This window comes from Geodermatophilus saharensis (assembly GCF_900188205.1).
GTDB lineage: Bacteria > Actinomycetota > Actinomycetes > Mycobacteriales > Geodermatophilaceae > Geodermatophilus > Geodermatophilus saharensis.
Map to the genome: position 1 here is coordinate 12,885 of NZ_FZOH01000001.1, position 17,984 is coordinate 30,868.

The following is a 17,984-nucleotide window of genomic DNA, read 5'->3' on the forward strand; positions in this document are numbered from 1 at the left end:
CGGCCCGACCGCGAGGAGTGCCCGTGCCGCAGGTCCAGACCGTCCGAGGCCCCGTCGAGACCGCCGAGCTCGGTCAGACGCTCATGCACGAGCACGTCTTCGTGCTCAACGCCGACGTCCAGCAGAACTACCCCGACGAGTGGGGCAGCGAGGACGACCGCGTCGCCGACGCCGTCCAGAAGCTGACGAAGCTGGCGGGCACCGGCGTCCGGACCATCGTCGACCCCACCGTCATCGGGCTCGGCCGGTACATCCCGCGGATCCAGCGCATCGCCGAGCAGGTCGACCTCAACATCGTCGTCGCCACCGGCTGCTACACCTACGACGACGTCCCGTTCTTCTTCCACTACCGCGGTCCTGCCCTCAACGCGGCGCTGGGCACCGAGGTCCCCGACCCGATGGTCGACATGTTCGTCGGCGACATCCGCGACGGCATCGCCGGCACCGGCGTGCGGGCCGCCTTCCTCAAGTGCGCCATCGACCACCAGGGCATGACCCCCGGCGTCGAGCGGGTGATGCGCGCCGTCGCCAAGGCCCACCGCGCCACCGGCGCCCCGATCACCGTGCACACCCACCCGGGCAGCCACCAGGGGCTCGCCGCCCGGGACGTGCTCACCGACGAGGGCGTGGACCCCCGCCGGGTGGTGCTCGGCCACAGCGGCGACACCACCGACGCCGACCACCTCACCGAGCTCGCCGAGGCCGGCTTCGTGCTGGGCATGGACCGCTTCGGCATCAACCTCGACACCACCTTCGAGGCGCGCGCCGACATCGTCGTGGAGATGTGCCGCCGCGGCTTCGCCGGGCAGATGGTGCTCTCGCAGGACGCCTCCTGCTACATCGACTGGCTGGCCCCCGGCGTGATGGACCTGCTGCCGCAGTGGCACTACACGCACGTCCACGACGACGTACTGCCCTACCTGCGCGAGCACGGGGTGACCGAGGAGCAGATCACCACCATGCTCGTCGACGTCCCGCGCCGGTACTTCGAGAACGTCGAGCCCTACTGATGCCCGCCTCGCCCTTCGACGACAGCGGCATCGAGCGCGACGCCGCGGGAGTACGGCACTACACCGGCCTGCCCGAGTCGGTCGTGGCGATGCTGCGCGCCTCGGTCGAGCGCGACCCCGGCGGCGAGGCCGTCGTCGAGCTGGACGGGCCGCGGCTGACCTTCCGGCAGCTGTGGGACGGCGCCGCGCGGGTCGCCGGTGGGCTGCGCGGGGCCGGCGTCGGCCGCGGGGACCGGGTGGCGATCCGGCTGGGCAACGGCGCGGACTGGGTGCTCGGCTTCCTCGGCACGCTGCTGGCCGGTGGCGTGGCGGTGCCGGTGAACACCCGGTTCACCGAGGAGGAGGCGCGCTACGTCGTCGAGGACAGCGGCGCCCGCGTCGTCCTGGCGCCCGGCACCCCACTGCCCGACGGCGCGCCGTACGCCGAGGAGGGGCTGGGGCTCGCGGACCTGGCGGCGATCTTCTACACCTCGGGGACCACCGGCTTCCCCAAGGGCGCCATGACCAGCCACGAGAACTTCCTCACCAACACCGAGAACGCCCGCCGGGTGGTCGGGCTCGCCGGGCACGACCCGTCGCTGCGCAACCTGATCAGCGTGCCGCTGTTCCACGTCACCGGCTGCAACAGCCAGCTGCTGGTGGCGCTGGAGGGCGGCGCGGCGGCGGTGGTGATGCCGGCCTTCGACGTCGGGCGGTTCCTGCGGGCGGTCCCCGAGGAGCGGATCGCCGTGCTCACCTCGGTGCCGGCGGTGTACTGGCTGGCGATCAGCTCGGCCGGCTTCGCCGACGTCGACGTCAGCGGTGTCCGGTACACCACCTACGGCGGCGCACCGATCGCCCCCGACCTGGTGCAGCGGATCCAGCGGGCGTTCCCCGGCGCGCGGGTCGGCAACGGCTTCGGCCTGACGGAGACCTCGTCGATCTCCACCTTCCTGCCGCACGAGTACGCCGACGCGCACGCCGACTCCGTCGGGTTCCCGGCGCCGGTGGTCGACCTGCGGCTGGCCGACCCCGACCCGGAGACCGGCGTCGGGGAGCTGCTCATCCGCGGCGGCAACGTGGTGCAGGGCTACTGGGGGAAACCGGAGGCCACCGTGGAGACCTTCGTCGACGGCTGGCTGCACTCCGGCGACCTCGCCCGCATCGACGACGAGGGCCTCACCTACGTCGTCGACCGCGCCAAGGACATGATCAACCGGGGCGGCGAGAACGTGTACTGCGTCGAGGTCGAGAACGCCCTCGCCGCCGCGCCGGGCGTGTTCGAGGTGGCGGTGGTCGGCGTCCCCGACCCGGTGATGGGGGAGAAGGTCGGTGCCGTCGTGGTGCCGCTGCCGGGCACCGAGCTCGACGTCGGCGCCGTGCTCGCCCACGCGCGGGCGCACCTGGCCGACTTCAAGGTGCCGCAGTTCGTGTCCGTGCGCGCCGCGGTGCTGCCGCGCAACCCCGGCGGCAAGGTGCTCAAGCCGGTGCTGCGCCGGGAGGCCTCGTGGGAGCCGGTGCCGCGCTGAGCAGGCGCACCGCCGCGTCCCGGCGGCGCGCTGGCCGCAGCCGCCGGGACGGCGGGTCCGGGGACGGTCAGCGGACCGTGGGGATCTCCGAGGTGGTCGTGCTGGTCAGCGGGGACCACGCGTCGGGGTGCGGCCGGCCGGCGTCGGCGACCCAGCCGGCGGGCCGGCCGGTGCGGGTGGTGGGCCGGGCGCTCAGGTTGACGATCAGGGCGAGCAGCGCGAGGAGGCCGAGGAGGACCCCGCCGATGACCAGGAGCGTCGTGAGCACGCACTGACGGTAAGCAGCGGACCGGTCCGGACCACAGGGCAAGGAACGACGGACATCCCGCCGGAGTCCCGGCAGGTCCTGCCCACCGTCGGTGCGCCCCCGAGGGGCCGTGTCGTGCACGTCCGCGGATGTGCACGGTCGGGACCCCCGGGTAGGGACGGGCCCGTGGAGGACCTGGCGCGACTGGCCGGCCGGATGGCGGCGGTGCCGCTGGGGACCCTGGCGCGGTGGCGCGCCGGCAAGCCGATGCACCCCCGCGGCGCCGTGCTCGACGCCGTCGTGGAGCGCACCGGCGCGGTGCCGGACTGGGGCGTGCCGTGGCTGACCGGCCCGGCCCGCGAGCCCGCCGTCGTCCGGCTCTCCCGGGGAGCGGGACTGCCGGTGCCGTGGCCGGACCTGCTGGGGCTGGCCGTCCGCCTGCCCGCCGGCGACCGGCCGGTCGACCTGCTGCTGTCGAGCGCCGGTCACGGCCGGTGGACCCGGTACCTCCCCGTCCCGCGGGTCGACGCCGCGGCCGCCTACTCCTCGATGATGGGCTACCGGTCCGCCGCCGGGACGCTGCGCCTGGCCGCCGTCCCCGAGGGCCCGGTGCGCATCCCGTCCGATCCTGCGCCGGTCCTGGAACGAGCGCCGGGGACGGCGTTCCGGCTGCTCGTGGCCCGCGGGTCGGGGGAGTGGGCGCCCTTCGCCCGCCTCGTGCTCGGCTCCCCGGTGGAGGAGCCGGACCCCGACGTGCGCTTCGACGCCGTCCGCAACCCGCCGCCGGGCCTGCTCGCCGACGGGCCGATGGCCCGCTTCCGGGCGCCGGCCTACGCCGCCGCCCGCGAGGGGCGGAGCGCCCACCCCGGCGAGTGACGCGCACCACCGAGTGAGGTCGCACACGGTTGTGCGGCACCATCCTCGGGTATCCGGAACGCCGGAGTTCATCGAGGAGCGCCGCCCTGCTGTCGCAGTGCCCGGCCGCAGGAGGTGTGCACGTCCGCGTGGTCAACGTCCTGCCGCCGTCCGTGAGCCGGGCCCGGGTGCGCCTGGCGACGGTCCCGCACGCCGACGCCTACGTCGACGCCGTGCTGCCGGACACCGCGGTGCGCGTCGGCCCCGACCACGACCCGAGCCCGTGGCTGGACCCGGCCTACCTCACCGCCTGGGCGCACCGCGTCGACGTCGTCCACGCGCACACCGGCTACGGCCACCTGCCGGAGGACGAGGTGGTGTGCTGGACGGAGGCGCTGCGCCGCACCGGCGTGCCGCTGGTGGTCACCGTGCACCAGCTGCGCGACCCCGCGCAGCCCGCGCGGCAGCGCCACCAGGCGCACCTGGCCGCGCTGCTGGCCACCGCCGAGGTCGTCTTCACCCTCACCCCGGGGGCCGCCGACGAGATCGCCGAGCGCTTCGGGCGGACGGCGATCGTCGTCGCGCACCCGTCCGTGGCGGCGCCCGATCCGCACACCGGCGCCGAGCGGGGCCTGGTCGGGCTCGCACCGGCCCCCGCGGGGACTGCGGGGGACGACGCCGCGGGGCTGGTGCGCGCGGCGCTGTCGGGCGCGGTGTCCGGCGGCGGCCGGCTGCGGGTGTTCCTCGACCCGGGGCAGGAGCTGCCCGGCGGTCCGGAGCTCGCCCGCGCCGAGGGGCTGGAGGTGGTGACCCGCGACCCGGCCCGCTGGGCGCAGCAGCTGCAGGAGCTGCACGTCGCCGTCCTGCCCGAGCACTGCGCCACCCACTCGCGCGACCTCGAGGTCTGCCGCGACGTCGGCACCCGGGTGGTCGCGCCCAGCTGCGGGTGGTTCGCCGACCAGTGGTCCGACGTGGTGGTCTACGGCACCGACGACGACGCCGGTGTCGACCCGGTGTCGCTCGGTGCCGCGGTCGGGGCGGCGCTGACCCGGCCGATGCCGCGGCCGGCCGACCGGGCCTGGCGGGCCGACCAGCTCGCCGCGGTCCGCGCGGTGCACGCGCAGGTGTACGAGCAGGTCCTCGCCGACCGGGCGGTCGGCGTCCAGACCCCGCCGCCGTGGACGGCGTCGACCACCCACAGCCCCGGGAGCACCTCCCGCTCGCCGGTCTCGCGGAACCCCGCCTGCGCGTAGAGGCGGCGGGCCGGGACGTTGTCGCGGCCGGTCGAGACGGTCACCCGGCGCCCCGCGGCGTCGGCGAGGACGGCGGCCACCAGCGCGCGGCCGGTGCCGCGCCGGCCCGCGGCGGGGTCGACGACGAGCCGGTCGACGTCGACGCCGTCGTCGGTGCACCGCCGGCCCAGGGCGCCGAGGACCGTCGCGCCGCCGTCGCGGGCGACGAGCCAGCACAGGCCGGCGGCGGTCAGGGCGGCCAGGTCCTCGTGCAGGGCGGGGATGCGGTCGTCGCCGATCAACCGCGCCTCGACGGCGTAGGCGGCGCGCTGGACCTCGAGGAGGCGGGCGGCGAGAGCGGGCTCGCGGGCCGGGTCGCGGGGCTCGACGACCACCGGGCACCGTCCGCGGGGGAGAACGTGTGGGCAGGGGCGGGGTCGAACCGCCGACCTCTCGCTTTTCAGGCGAGCGCTCGTACCGACTGAGCTACCTGCCCCTCCCGGTGTCTCCACCGGAGAGCGACCCTGACGGGACTCGAACCCGCGACCTCCGCCGTGACAGGGCGGCGCGCTAACCAACTGCGCTACAGGGCCTTGCTGTGGTGCGTGCCCCCAACGGGGTTCGAACCCGTGCTACCGCCTTGAAAGGGCGGCGTCCTGGACCGCTAGACGATGGGGGCTCGTGTTCGCCGGGGGCAGGCAGAACGATACACGGCCTCCGCCCGGGGGCCGGACCCACCCCCGGCGGCGGTGCGTCGGGCCCTGCGCGCCGCTCCCCTGACCGCGGCCGGCCGGCTGTCACGATCGCCGCGTGACCCGCCGTGCTCCGCTGCCCGTCTGCGCCGCCCTGACCGCGTGCCTGCTCGTCACCGGGTGCGGCAGGGAGGCGGAGCCGGCCGCGTCGTCGAGCACCTCGTCCGCCGCCGCGTCGTCGCCGGCGGACGCCGGAGGAACCGCGGAGCCCACCGCGCCGGACGACGGCACCGCCGTACCCCCGTTCCCCGCCGGCACCTCGCCCGACACCGCCGAGGCCTCCGCGGACGCCCGGGTCACGGTCACCGACGTCCGCACCAGCCGGCACGACGGCTTCGACCGGGTGGTGCTCGAGGTCGGCGGCACCGGGACGCCCGGCTGGGACGTCCGCTACGTCGACGCCGCGGCCTCGCAGGGCAGCGGCGAGCCGGTGGAGGTGGCCGGTGCGGCGGTCCTGCAGGTGACCGTCACCGGAGCCGGCTACCCGTTCGACACCGGCGTCGAGGAGTTCGCCGGCCCCGACCCGCTGCCGGGTCAGGGCACCGCGAACGTCACCGAGGTCGTCTTCGACGCCACCTTCGAGGGCACGACGGTGGCCTTCGTGGGGACCCGCGCCGAGGCGCCGTTCCGGGTGTACCTGCTGCAGGACCCGGCGCGCGTGGTGGTCGAGGTCGCCGACCCCGCCTAGTTGAGGCTGGCGCGCAGTTCGACCCCGGCGTCGGTCACGCTGGTGCACTCCAGCTCCAGCGGCCCGGCGGTGACGCTCTCCCCCTCGCCGCAGGAGACGCTGGCGCCCCCCACGCTGATCGAGGCCCGGCCGTCCTGCACGCCGCCCAGCGTCACCGTCTGGCCGAGGATCTCCACCTCGCTGCCCTCACCTTCCAGCGTGACGGTGCAGGACGAGCCGGAGCACGAGAAGCCGTTCGAGGTGAACGAGCAGCCGGCGAGGGGGACCACCGCCAGCGCGCCGGCGAGGAGGCCGGTGGCCAGGCGGGTGCGGGACGTGGGGGACATGGCGGCGAGCGTAGGACGGGTGGGTCAGCCGGTCGGGGAGGCCGGGACCCCGTCGCCGGTGCCGTCCGTCGCGCCGTCGCCGTCGCCGTCGGCCGCCTCGATCTCCGGTACGACGGTGCGCTCGATGGTCACCTCGGTCTCGCCCAGGCCGCCGAGGGTGATGTCGTCGTAGGCGACCAGCTCGCCGGTGTCGGGGTCGAGGTAGAGGACGCTGCAGGTCAGCGGCTCGGGGTACTCGCCCTGCAGGGCGCGCAGGCCGGCGCCGCCGGTCGATCCCTGGACCATGAGCAGCGTGCCCTCGTCGAGGGTCTCGACCTCGCGTTCGTGGGTGTGCCCGGCCAGCACCAGCGGGACGACGCCGTCGAGCGGGGCGGCCTGCTCCGGGTCGTGCACCATCGCGATGGCCGGCGGGTCGGCCAGCTCCTCGGCCAGCTCCGCGAGGTCCTCCCCGGTCTGCTCCAACGACGGGGTGTCGCCGGTGGCGGTCTGGTCCGGGGTGAAGCGCGGGTCGCGGGCCCCGACGACGGTCAGTCCGGCCACCGTCGTCGCGGAGTCGTCGAGGACGGTGGCGTTCGGCTGGGCGGCGACCAGCCCGGCGGTGAGCACGGAGTCGTGGTTGCCGCGGATGAAGACGTAGGGCACGCCGAGCTGCCCGATGGAGGAGATGAGCTGGTTCTCCGGCTCGCTGCCCCAGTCGGTGATGTCGCCGGTGTCGAGCACGCCGTCGACGTCGAACTGGTCGACGACCTGGCGCACGAGGTCGAAGCCGGCGGGGTTGAGGTGCAGGTCGGAGACGTGCAGCAGCGCGACGGTGTCGTCGTCGCGGGTGGGCGTGGGCAGGGTGGAGATGGTCGCGTACAGCGTGCTGACGTTGCTGACGAGGTCCTCGAGGGAGGCCCGGTAGGCGTCGAAGCGGGCGACGATGTCGCGGGCGTCGCCGATGAGGCTGGTCGCGTTGACCAGCAGCCCGGTGTAGGTGGGGGTGGACAGCGCCTCCGGCCGCCACGTGACCGCCCCGAGCCCGGCGGTGCCGGCCAGCAGGGCCACCGACAACCCGGCGGCCAGCAGCGGCTCCTTCCGGCGCCGCAGGACCAGCAGCGAGGTGAGCGCGGCGCCGCCGACGGCGGCGGCCGCCGAGACCCAGGCCAGCCGGACGACGGCGTCCTGCAGGTCGGCGCTGACCTGGTCGACCAGGCCGTCGAGGCGGGCGGGGTCGGCGACCAGGGCCCGCACCCTCGCCTCGTCGACCCGGGTGAGCTGGACGTCGAGACCGAAGGGCCCGTCGAAGGCGTCGACGTCGAGGGCGCCCAGCGGCGGGATCTCGACGGTGGCCCCGCCGCCGGTCGGGGTGAGCGCGAACGTGGCGTCGAACGGGCCCAGCGGCCCCTCGACCCGGCCGAGGAGCAGCACCCCGAGCAGGGCGCCGGCGAGGGCGAGCGCCAGCCGGACCCCCCAGCGGACGGCGGTCCGGCGGCGACGCGGCCAGCCTCCCGGGTCGGGCGACGTCGGCTCGGTCATCCCGCCGAGGCTAGCCACGTCGGGCGCCCGGTGTCCTCGCCCGGACGGGGGCACCGGCGTCCTCCCTCACCGCGGCGCGTCCTGGCTCACCGCCGGCGGTGAGCCAGGACGTCCCACGACCAGTTCACCTGATCCCGGCGGAACCCACCGCTCAGGCGACGAGCTTCGCCGTCACCTCTGCCAGGCGGCGGCCCTGGTACCGCGCCGCGGCCCGCTCGGCGTCGGTCACGGTGGCCGACTTGCCGCCGGAGGCGTTGGAGACGCCGTAGGGGTTGCCGCCGGCCTCGAACAGCACCGGGTCGGTGTAGCCCGGCGGGACGATGACGGCGCCGAAGTGCGAGAACACGTTGAACAGCGTGAGGATCGTCGTCTCGTTGCCGCCGTGGACGTTCTGCGCGCTGGTGAAGGCGGTGGCGCCCTTGTCGGCGAGCTTGCCGGTGAACCACAGTCCGCCGAGCGTGTCGATGAACTGCTTCATCTGGGAGGCCGGCGTCCCGAAGCGGGTGGGGGTGCCGAGGGCGTACCCGTCGGCCCACTCCAGGTCGGCGGGGGTGGCCTCCTGCACCTCGCCGGCGGTCGCGTCGACGTGCGCGCGCCACAGCGGGTTGGAGTCGATGGCCTCCTCGGGGGCCAGCTCGGGGACCCGGCGGAGCCGGACCTCCGCACCGGCCTCCTGGGCGCCCTCCGCCAGCGCGGAGGCGAGCTGGTGCACGTTGCCGGTGGAGGAGTAGTAGACGACGGCGATCCTGGCCACGGGGGTTCCCCCTGCTCTCGTATCCGGACGGTCCGGTTCTGATGGTTGCGTGTTCAACCACCACGCCGGAGTCTCCCCGATCCGCCCGCGTGTCACACGCGCGGACGGCGATCAGGCGGGGCGGGGGCGGAACACCCAGCGCAGGGCGATGAAGCGCAGGGTGCCGATGGTGGCCGTGACCAGGCCGATGACCAGGATCTCGGTGAGGACGGCGGGGTCGTCGGCCACCGCGTTGAACCAGCTCAGCGCCAGGCTCGTGGCGATCAGGCCGAGCGCGGCCAGCGCCCCGCCCTCCCACTGGGCGGTCCAGAAGCCGACGTACTGGCCGGCGTGGAAGCTGATCCGCCGGTGCATCTCGTTGGCCAGCATCGACGAGATGACCGAGCCGACGACGTTGGCGGGGACGTCGCCCAGGCCGTTGAGCAGCCAGTACAGCAGCGCGTAGACGGCACTGGAGACGCCGCCCACGAAGACGAACCGCGAGAACTGGCCGACCACCCGGTCGGAGCGCACCAGCGACCCCAGCTCGACGACCGCCTCGGGACGGTGGAGCGACGACGGGCAGGTCACGGGCGCTCCTCGTCCGGGCGGTGTGTGGTCTGGGTGGGGACAGGGTGAAGGGTGCTCCTGACAGTTCCCTGAGGGCCAGCGGTATACGCGCCGACACTCCTCCCGAGGCGTGTCGATCACGTCACGCTGGGCGCGTCCAGCCTGCTCACAGGCAGGTCGGTCACCGTCGGCAGTCGTGGACACCCGGCCGTGCCGACGACCGGGGTGGCCGTCGCGCTCGTCGCGGTGGCCGCCCTGACCCTGCTGCCCGCCGGCACCGGCGGCTCCGAGTGGGGCTCGCCGGCCGTGGAGGTGCGCTGGTACCTCGGCGGCCTGGACTCACCCGCGACGGTGCTGCAGCTGCTGGGCACCCTGCTGTTGCTCGCCCCGCCGACCACCGTCGCCGTCCTGCGCTGGGCGGTCTCGGACGCCCGGCGGTGCTGGTGGCCGTCGCCGTCGCGACCGGGGCCGCCATCGAGACGCTGCAGTGGGCCCTGCCGCTGGGACGCGTGGTCTCCCCGCTGGACGCGCTGCTCAACGCCACCGGGGCGGTGGCCGCCGGGCTGCTGGTGAGCGGCCTGTCCGCCGTCGCGGCCCGGTATCACGGCCGTTCCCCGGGGGTAGGGAGCCGCGCATGAGCCTGATGGGTTTCCTCGACCGCCTCGCCGACGTGAGCACCTTCGACCGGGTCATCGAGCCGGCGCGCTCGGCCGTGCAGGCGGTGCTGAAGCCGGGAGCGCTCAAGGACGCCCTCCACGGCACCTGGCTGGGCCACCCGCTGCACCCGGTGCTCGTGCAGGTGCCGGTGGGCAGCTGGGCCTCCGCCGGGCTGCTCGACGCCATCCCGCCACTGCGGCCGGCGGCCACGGTGCTCATCGGCACCGGCGTCGCGGTGTCGGTGCCCGCCGCGCTGTCGGGCGCAGCCGACTGGTCGGAGCAGGAGATCGGCGTCCGGCGGCTGGGCGCGGTGCACGCGGCGGCCAACACCGTCGCGCTCGGGCTCTACGTGGGCTCGCTGGTCGCCCGGGCCAAGGGCCGGGGCACGCTGGGCCGGGTGCTGTCCTACGCCGGTCTCGGCGTCGCCAGCGGTTCGGCGGCCATCGGGGGGCACATGTCCTACGCGCAGTCCTCGGGCGCCTCGCACGCGGCGACCGCGGCCCGGGCGCTCACCTCCGACTGGATCGACCTCGGCCCGCTCGACGACCTGCCGGAGGGCCGGCCGGCGCTGCGCACCGGCAACGGCAGCGGCGTGGCCGTCCCGCTGGCCGCCGTCCGCCGGGGAGGGCGCGTCGACGTCTTCGTCGGGGCCTGCTCGCACCTGTCCGGGCCGCTGTACGAGGGGAGCGTCGAGGAGGTGCGCGGGCACGCCTGCCTGGTCTGCCCGTGGCACGACTCCGCCTTCGACCTGGACAACGGCGAGCCCCGTCGCGGGCCGGCGGCCAACCCGCAGGAGAAGCTCGAGGTGCGGATGGACGCCGGGCACGTGCTGGCGCGGCTGCCCTCACGGCACCAGTGAGGCCTGCCGTCTGCCTACCCTGCGCGGCATGAGGCGGACGGCGACCGCGCTGGCTGTGCTGCTGTGTGCCGCGTGCGGCGGCGCCCCGGCGGCGTCGTCGTCACCCACCACGTCGGCGGCTCCGTCGTCGTCGGCCGGCCCGTCAGACGCTCCGTCCTCGGCCGCGCTGTCCTCGGGCCCGGCCGTGCCGCCGGTGGCCGGCATCGAGGCGGTCGCCGTGCAGCTGCGCACCGACGTGGCGATCGGGGGCCAGGTGCAGGTCCGGGTGACCGACACCGGCAGCGAGCCGTTCACGGTCACCTCCGTCGCGATCGACTCGCCCGGGTTCGCGCCGCTGCCCGACCGTGCCGTGACCGCTGCGTTCACGCCCGGGCGCACCGTCGACCTGCCCACCCCCTTCGGCGGGGCGGTGTGCGACACCGCCGCCGAGCCCGCGGCCGCGCGGCTGACCGTCGTCCGTCCCGACGGGCGCACCGAGGTGCTGCGCGTGCCGCTGGCCGCCGCGGACCTCACCCGGATCCACACCGACGCGTGCGCCGCGCGCGCGGTGCTCGCCGTCGCCGGGGTCACCGTGACCGGCCTGGCCCTCGAGGGCGAGGCCGTCACCGGGACGCTGGAGACGACCCGCGGTGGCGGCGACGGCCGCGCGGTGACCCTCACCCGCCTCGAGGGCAACGTGCTCTACGACGTCGAGGCCGACCTGCCGGTGACGCTGGCCGAGGGGGAGTCCAGCGCCGAGGTCGGGCTGACGTTCACGACGGCGCGCTGCGACCCCCACGCGCTGGCCGAGACCAAGCAGCCGTACCTGTTCGTGCTCGGCGTGCAGGTGGACGGCGAGGACGAGGTGACCGTGGACCTGCCGCTGGACCAGGCGCAGCGCGACACGCTGTTCACGCTGACCGAGAGCGCCTGCTGACCGGCCCCCGACGTGGGACCGGTCCGGCCGGCCCGGGGGGAACGGGGCGGCCGGACCGGGGTCTGGCGTGCGGTCTGACCGTCCGGCGCCGCACTGGTGGTGACCGTAGGTAGTCGGCGACGGGGGCGGCGATCCCCCGGAGGAGTGCACCTCCCCGTCCGGGTGGCGACGACGCCGACGGAGGGTTCCGATCCGGCCCGCGGGGGCACCCCGGCCGGGTGTTTTTCTTCTTCTCGAACCGGCTGGGCTGTCTCGGGTCCCTGCTCGTCTCCGCGGTGCTGACGATCGTCGTCCTGCTGGTCCTCGACGTGCTGTGACCCGCCGGTGACCGCCGCCCCGGTCTGGGAGACTCGACGGCGCCGGGCCTCGGGGGATTGTTGTTTCTATCCTGACCTGCGGCTTTGTTCACTGTCTGCGCATTGAGTCCCTGACCTTCTAAGACGCCCTGGCGCCGATCTTGGAACGTCGTTCGGCTGATCCTGGAATGTGCAGGAGCACGGCCGAGCCGACGTGATGCCTCACCAGACTTTCGATCGGGAGGTCGGCCCGGGATGTCGGGATTGGCCATCTCTGGAGCCGCCGGCCCGCGGCTCCATCCGGGGCACCGTCCGTACGGACGGTGCCCCGGGAGATGCTCGGACGCACCGGCGTCGGCTCTCAGGCGATAGGCCACGGGTCACCGCACCCCCCATGCTGGCCGCCTCGTCGACGTTCCGGCTGGCTGCCAAGCGGCACCTGCCGCTTCGCGCAAGAGGGGGAGTGTGCCGCGCCGACACGGCGTCGCCGGCGCGTGTCCGAGGTGAGGAGGCGCTGATCGCTGTTTCCGACTCCACGGGTAGCCCTACGCTGCCGACCGTGACGCGCTGATTGGTCTCCTGCCCCCGGTTTGGTCGGGTGCGGTCACGGCTGCCGGCCCGTCGCCGATCGCGCGGAGGGGGAACCGGCGATGACCGAGGACTTCGGCGGCTCGGGTGGGGTCTTCCTGTCCTGGACGCGGGCCGACACGGAGCGGCGCGGCCCCCTGGGCGAACTCGTGGTTGCTCTGCGGGCGGCGGGGGTGCCGGTGTGGATCGACGACGTCGGGATCGAGCCGTTCGACTCCATCCCCGAGCGGGTGCGGTCCGGGCTGGCGCAGGCGAAGGTGCTGCTGGCCTGGTACTCGCAGGCGTATCCGACGCGGCGGGCGTGCCGGGAGGAGTTGACCCTGGCGCTGCTGGCCGCTGAGCGGTCCGGGCAGGGGGCCGGGCGGGTGCTGGTGGTCAACCCCGAGCCGGGGATGGATCACGTGCTGGAGGCGCGGCTGCTGGACTGCCGCTTCGCCGGCCCCGACGACCTGGCCGACCTGCCGGCGCTGGCCGCCCTGATCGCCGAGCGCGTCGCCCAACACAGCACTCCGTTCGGTGACCTGCCCGCGCCGGGGCGGCCACGGTGGTACGGGGGTGCGGGTTGGGAGGGCGGCTCCACGCGGTTCGTTGGCCGGCTGGGGCAGCTGTGGGCGGTGCACGACCGGCTGCACCGCACGAGCGGGCTGGTCGGCCCCGGTGCCGCGGGCCGGTCGGTGGCGGTGGTCTCCGGCCTCGGCGGAATGGGCAAGTCGCTACTGGCCGTCGAGTACGCCCACCTGTTCAGCAGCCTCTACCCAGGTGGGGTGGTGTGGCTGTCGGCGGCCGGTAACGACCCCACCGGGACCCCACCCAGCCGCGATCAGACAACTGCGGCCGCGGACACCGCCTTCGCTCAGCTGGCCACCGACCTGGGGCTGGACGTTGCGCACCTGGAGCCCGACCGGGTGCGGGAACGGGTCAAGACCGAACTGGACCGGCGAGGCGATAAAAAAAATCGGCCGGCCTGGATGCTTGGCGCTGCCCGGCCGCGGTGGTGCACGAGATCGTCACCACCCGCGACCGCACCCACAGCCGCCTCGATGCGGTCGACCTCGCGGTGCTCTCCGAGGCCGACGCCCTGGCCCTGCTCACCCAGAACCGCCTCCTCGATCCCGAGGAGCATGAGCCGGCCAGGCTGCTGGCCGCCGACCTCGGTCATCACCCGCTGGCCTGCGACGTCGCCGGCCTCTACCTCACCGGCACCGGCACCGGTATCACCGCCTACCGGGAGCTGATCGACGGCAGCCTGGCCGAGTTCGACGAGCTCGCCGACCTCGCCGACCAGCTGCCCGGCGGGCACGCCCGCCAGATCACCGCCACCCTCGCCACCAGCCTGCGCCGACTTGGCCCGGACGCCTGGACCCTGCTGCGCCTGGCCGCCCAGCTTGCACCCGTCGCGATCCCCCGTGGGCTCGTCACCGACGTCCTCACCCGACTGACCGGCTCCAATCGAGAGGCCGAACGCGCAGTGGGCCGCGCCCTGAGCGACCGGCGTCGGGACGGGCTCTTCACTTACGACGCCCACTTGCAGTCGGTGTTGGTGCACGTCCTCGTCCGCGCCGCCGCAACCCTCCTAGACCCCCACCCCGACGACCAGGCTTCTACCCGCGCCGCCGCCGTCACCGCGCTGCTCGACCGCTTCAGCGACGCCGCAACCGACGTCCGCCGCCATCCGGAACTCACCGATCTGGCCGCCCACGCCCGCCACCTCACCACCGCATCCGACGCGGTGATCGACGAGGACGTTGCGGCGTTGTTGGGGTTGTTAGCCCGCTACGACCGCGAAGCCGGCCGTCCAGCCCTCGCCGCCGAGGAGTACGCGCGCACCCTGGCCGACTTCGAGCGGCTGCTGGGCCCCGACCACCCCGCCACCCTGATCAGCCAAAGCAACCTCGCCGAGGCCTACCAGGCCGCCGGACGACTGGACCACGCCCTGCCGCTGTTCGAGCGCACGCTGGCCGACAGCGAACGGATTCTCGGCCCCGACCACCCCGCCACCCTGGGCAGCCGTAGCAACCTTGCGACCAACTACCAGGCCGCTGGCCGGACGGCTGAAGCCCTGCGGCTGCTTGAGCGCACGCTGGCCGACTTCGAGCGGCTGCTGGGCCCCGACCATTCCGACACGGTGACCAGTCGCAACAACCTCGCCACTGTCTACATCGACGCCGGCCGTCCCGATGAGGCGGTCGCTCTTGCAGAGCGCACCGTTCATGATCTCGAACGCATCTTCGGCCCCGATTACCCCGACACTCTGACCAGCCGCAGCAACCTCGCCCAAGCCTACTTCTCAGCGGGCCGCCTAGACGTAGCGATAACGCTGCACAAGCAGACCCTTGCCGCCCGAGAACGCGTCCTGGGCCTATACCATCCCGACACTTTGAGCAGCCGCGAGAACCTCGCGCTCATTCTCCGAAGCAGTCCGTCCCAGGGGGAGCGCCGTCCTCGGTGGAAGCCGTCTTGGTGGCGCAAGCGATGATTGTTTGCGGGGGTCGGCGTACCGGATCGAGGAACACCGCGCTGATCGCGCGGAGGGAGAGTCGGCGATGAGCGAGGACACCGCCGGGTCGGGTGGGGTGTTCGTGTCCTGGACGCGGGCGGACACCGATCGGCACGGCCTCCTCGGGCAGCTGGTGGATGCGCTTCGGGCGGCCGGGGTGCCGGTGTGGATCGATGACGCCGGGATCGGCCCGTTCGACTCCGTTCCCGACCGGGTGCGGGAAGGGCTGGCCGCCTCGAAGGTGGTGCTGGCCTGGTACTCGCAGGCGTATCCGACGCGGCGGGCGTGCCGGGAGGAGCTGACCCTGGCGCTGCTGGCCGCCGAGCGCGCCGGGCACGGGGCCGGGCGGGTGCTGGTGGTCAACCCCGAACCCGACATCGGGCACGTGCTCGAGGCGCGACTGCTGGACCGCCGCTTCGCCGGCCCCGACGACCTGGCCGACCTGCCGGCGCTGGCCGCGCGGATCGCCGAGCGCGTCGCCCAACACAGCACCCCGTTCGGTGACCTGCCGGCGTCGGGGCGGCCGCGCTGGTATGGCGGGGCCGGCTGGGAGGGCGGCTCGCACCGGTTCGTCGGCCGCCTGGGGCAGCTGTGGGCCGTGCACGACCGGCTGCACCGCACGACCGGGCTGGCTGGCCCCGGTGCCGCGGGCCGGTCGGTGGCGGTCGTGTCGGGGTTCGGGGGGATGGGCAAGTCGTTGCTGGCCGCCGAGTACGCCCACCTCTTCAGCAGCCTCTACCCCGGCGGGGTGGTGTGGCTGTCCGGGGCCGGCAACGACCCCACCGGCACCCCACCGGGCCCCGAGCAGACGAAGGCCGCCGCCGACACCGCCTTCGCTCAGCTGGCCACCGACCTGGACCTGGACGTTGCGCACCTGGAGCCCGACCGGGTGCGGGAACGGGTCAAGACCGAACTGGACCGGCGAGGCGATGCGGTGCTGTGGATCGCCGATGACCTGCCCACCGGCCTGGACCCGGCTGGACTCGACGCCTGGCGCTGCCCGGCCGCGGTGGTGCACGAGATCGTCACCACCCGGGACCGCACCCACAGCCGCCTGGATGCGGTCGATCTCGACGAGCTCTCCGACGCCGACGCCCTGGCCCTGCTCACCCAGGGCCGCTCGCTGCCCGACCACGAGCACGAGCAGGCGGCGCTGCTGGCCGCTGATCTTGGCTGGCATCCGCTGGCCTGCGACGTTGCCGGCCTTTACCTCGCCAGCACCGGCAGTACCGTCACCGCCTACCGGCAGCGCCTGAACGCCGATCTGGGCCGCTTCGACCAGCTGGCCGCCCGGCTGGCCGACCAGTTGCCCGGCGGGCACGCCCGCCAGATCACCGCCACCCTGGCCACCAGCCTCAACGGCCTGGGTGAGGACGCCTGGACCCTGCTGCGCCTGGCCGGCCAACTCGCCCCCACCGCCATCCCCCGCCGGTTCATCATCGACGTGTTCGGCCGAACCGCGGCCTCCGGGGACGACCAGGACGGCACTGACAGCGACGACAGCACGGACGTTGAGGAGGCCGAGGACGCCGTCGACCGGGCGCTCCTCGACCCGCACAACGACGGGCTCTACAGGGCCGACCAGGCCACGCAGACCGTCCTCGTCCATGTCCTCGTCCGGGCGGCCGCGACCCTGCTCAACCCCCACTCCGACGACCAGGAGCCCATCCGTGCCGCGGCCGTCACCGCGCTGCTCGAGCGGTTCCGGGCCGCCGCAGCCGACATCCGCCGCCATGCGGAACTGACCGACTTGGCCGCCCACGCCCGCTACCTCACCACCGGCTCCGACGTCCTGATCGATGAGCACTCAGTAGCGCTGCTCGGCTGGCTGGCCCGCTACGACCACGAAGCGGGGCGACCTGCCACCGCGGCGGAGCAGTGGGAACGCCAGCTGGCCGCCAGGGAGAGGATGCTGGGCCCCGAACACCCCGCCACTCTGGGCAGCCGCAGCGACCTAGCAGAGGCCTGCCGTGCAGCCGGCCAGCTTGACCGGGCGCTGGAGCTAGCGCTGCGCTCTCTGGAAGACCGGGAACGTGTCCTCGGCCTCGACCACCCCGACACCATCCGCAGCCGCAGCAACCTCGCTGGCGCGTATCGCACCGCAGGCCGTCTGGACTTGGCGCTGCCGATGAATCAGCGCGTGCTGAGCGACTTCGAACGAGTCTTGGGCCCTAACGACCCCGACACGCTCGGTAGCCGGAACAACCTCGCGACTGCGTACCACGCGGCTGGGCGCCTGGACCTGGCGCTGCAGTTGCACCAGCGCACCCTCAATGACCTAGAACGACTCCGCGGCCCCGACCATCCCGAGACCCTCCGCAGTCGCGGCAACCTCGCCGCCGCCTACGCCGGCAGCGGCCGCCTGGCGGAAGCCCTGCGGCTGCATGAGCGCACCCTTGCCGATCGCGAACGTGTCCTCGGGTCCGACCACCCCGACACCCTCCGCAGCCGAAATAACCTCGCCAGCGCCTACCGCGCTGTCGGCCGCCCCGTGGAGGCCTTGCCGTTGCTTGAGCGGGCCCTCGTTGACTACGAACGGCTGCTCGGGCCTGACCATCCCGCTTCGCTCACCATCCGGGACAACCTCGCCGGCGCCTACCGGGACTCCGGCCGCTTGGTCGAGGCCCTGCGGCTGCACGAGCGCACCCTGGCTGACCGCGAACGTGTCCTCGGGCCCGACCACCCCGACACCCTCACCAGCCGCGGCAACCTCGCAGTGGCCTATGCCGATG

At 74.3% G+C, this 17,984-nt stretch carries 16 protein-coding genes, 3 tRNA genes and 1 pseudogene; 11 read left to right on the forward strand and 9 right to left on the reverse strand.

Going from position 1 to position 17,984, the window contains the following annotated elements:
- The first annotated feature begins 23 nt into the window (after positions 1 to 23).
- Both CHC04_RS00070 and CHC04_RS00075 read left to right on the forward strand, forming a co-directional pair.
- Positions 24 to 1,010 (forward strand): phosphotriesterase family protein, encoded by a 987-nt coding sequence (locus tag CHC04_RS00070; protein WP_089401907.1) that lies wholly within the window; start codon positions 24 to 26, stop codon positions 1,008 to 1,010.
- Positions 1,010 to 2,518, forward strand: coding sequence for a class I adenylate-forming enzyme family protein (locus CHC04_RS00075; protein ID WP_089401908.1), 1,509 nt, complete (start codon positions 1,010 to 1,012; stop codon positions 2,516 to 2,518). The genes CHC04_RS00070 and CHC04_RS00075 overlap by 1 nt, the downstream gene beginning before the upstream one ends.
- Before the next feature lie 67 nt (positions 2,519 to 2,585).
- On the opposite strand, the gene CHC04_RS00080 is transcribed toward CHC04_RS00075, so the two are convergent.
- A complete protein-coding gene (locus tag CHC04_RS00080) occupies positions 2,586 to 2,786 on the reverse strand; it encodes a hypothetical protein (protein ID WP_089401909.1) in 201 nt (66 codons plus the stop codon).
- A 165-nt stretch (positions 2,787 to 2,951) separates the two neighbouring features.
- Here CHC04_RS00080 and CHC04_RS00085 point away from each other — a divergent pair, with 165 nt between their 5' ends.
- Both CHC04_RS00085 and CHC04_RS00090 read left to right on the forward strand, forming a co-directional pair.
- Entirely contained in the window at positions 2,952 to 3,641 is a 690-nt protein-coding gene (locus CHC04_RS00085) for a phosphodiesterase (protein WP_089401910.1), read from the forward strand.
- Between the two features lie 29 nt (positions 3,642 to 3,670).
- The gene (locus CHC04_RS00090) at positions 3,671 to 4,873 is read left to right on the forward strand and encodes a glycosyltransferase (RefSeq protein WP_281252152.1); all 1,203 of its coding nucleotides are present in this window, start codon (positions 3,671 to 3,673) and stop codon (positions 4,871 to 4,873) included.
- Here the strand turns inward: CHC04_RS00090 and CHC04_RS25455 are convergent.
- The 4 genes and pseudogenes from CHC04_RS25455 to CHC04_RS00110 form a co-directional block, all read right to left on the reverse strand.
- Positions 4,870 to 5,247 (reverse strand): annotated as a pseudogene (locus CHC04_RS25455) (GNAT family N-acetyltransferase); the annotation flags it as partial. The gene CHC04_RS00090 and the pseudogene CHC04_RS25455 overlap by 4 nt on opposite strands.
- Positions 5,248 to 5,274: 27 nt before the next feature.
- Positions 5,275 to 5,348 (reverse strand) — tRNA-Phe (locus CHC04_RS00100).
- Positions 5,349 to 5,371: 23 nt separating this feature from the next.
- Positions 5,372 to 5,445: transfer RNA gene (locus tag CHC04_RS00105), tRNA-Asp, on the reverse strand.
- 13 nt (positions 5,446 to 5,458) lie between these two features.
- A tRNA-Glu gene (locus CHC04_RS00110) sits at positions 5,459 to 5,531 on the reverse strand.
- A gap of 131 nt (positions 5,532 to 5,662) precedes the next feature.
- On the opposite strand from CHC04_RS00110, the gene CHC04_RS00115 reads away from it, so the two are divergent.
- A complete protein-coding gene (locus CHC04_RS00115) occupies positions 5,663 to 6,292 on the forward strand; it encodes an AMIN-like domain-containing (lipo)protein (protein ID WP_089401912.1) in 630 nt (209 codons plus the stop codon).
- Here the strand turns inward: CHC04_RS00115 and CHC04_RS00120 are convergent.
- The 4 genes from CHC04_RS00120 to CHC04_RS00135 all read right to left on the reverse strand — a co-directional run bounded on the left by CHC04_RS00120 (position 6,289) and on the right by CHC04_RS00135 (position 9,460).
- Positions 6,289 to 6,618, reverse strand: coding sequence for a hypothetical protein (locus CHC04_RS00120; RefSeq protein WP_089401913.1), 330 nt, complete (start codon positions 6,616 to 6,618; stop codon positions 6,289 to 6,291). The two genes, CHC04_RS00115 and CHC04_RS00120, sit on opposite strands and share 4 nt — an antisense overlap.
- A 24-nt stretch (positions 6,619 to 6,642) precedes the next feature.
- Positions 6,643 to 8,136: a metallophosphoesterase gene (locus CHC04_RS00125; RefSeq protein ID WP_089401914.1), complete on the reverse strand. Its 1,494-nt coding sequence runs from the start codon at positions 8,134 to 8,136 to the stop codon at positions 6,643 to 6,645.
- Positions 8,137 to 8,287: 151 nt separating this feature from the next.
- Entirely contained in the window at positions 8,288 to 8,890 is a 603-nt protein-coding gene (gene wrbA, locus CHC04_RS00130) for an NAD(P)H:quinone oxidoreductase (RefSeq protein ID WP_217897112.1), read from the reverse strand.
- Positions 8,891 to 9,001: 111 nt separating this feature from the next.
- On the reverse strand, positions 9,002 to 9,460 hold the full coding sequence (locus CHC04_RS00135) for a GtrA family protein (protein ID WP_089401915.1): 459 nt from the start codon (positions 9,458 to 9,460) through the stop codon (positions 9,002 to 9,004).
- A 416-nt stretch (positions 9,461 to 9,876) separates the two neighbouring features.
- On the opposite strand from CHC04_RS00135, the gene CHC04_RS24660 reads away from it, so the two are divergent.
- From CHC04_RS24660 to fxsT, 6 genes are all read left to right on the forward strand, one after another.
- On the forward strand, positions 9,877 to 10,077 hold the full coding sequence (locus CHC04_RS24660; RefSeq protein WP_176449769.1) for a hypothetical protein: 201 nt from the start codon (positions 9,877 to 9,879) through the stop codon (positions 10,075 to 10,077).
- A complete protein-coding gene (locus tag CHC04_RS00145) occupies positions 10,074 to 10,955 on the forward strand; it encodes a Rieske (2Fe-2S) protein (RefSeq protein ID WP_089401916.1) in 882 nt (293 codons plus the stop codon). Before CHC04_RS24660 ends, CHC04_RS00145 begins: the two co-directional genes overlap by 4 nt.
- A gap of 28 nt (positions 10,956 to 10,983) precedes the next feature.
- Complete coding sequence (locus CHC04_RS00150; protein ID WP_176449770.1) at positions 10,984 to 11,871, forward strand: hypothetical protein; 888 nt, start codon at positions 10,984 to 10,986, stop codon at positions 11,869 to 11,871.
- Positions 11,872 to 12,817: 946 nt separating this feature from the next.
- Positions 12,818 to 13,990, forward strand: a complete 1,173-nt coding sequence (locus CHC04_RS24665) for a toll/interleukin-1 receptor domain-containing protein (RefSeq protein ID WP_089402572.1) — start codon at positions 12,818 to 12,820, stop codon at positions 13,988 to 13,990.
- A gap of 494 nt (positions 13,991 to 14,484) precedes the next feature.
- The gene (locus tag CHC04_RS24670) at positions 14,485 to 15,231 is read left to right on the forward strand and encodes a tetratricopeptide repeat protein (protein WP_245816968.1); all 747 of its coding nucleotides are present in this window, start codon (positions 14,485 to 14,487) and stop codon (positions 15,229 to 15,231) included.
- A 67-nt stretch (positions 15,232 to 15,298) separates the two neighbouring features.
- The coding region (gene fxsT, locus CHC04_RS00165; protein WP_089401919.1) for an FxSxx-COOH system tetratricopeptide repeat protein at positions 15,299 to 17,984 on the forward strand (2,686 nt) is incomplete at its 3' end.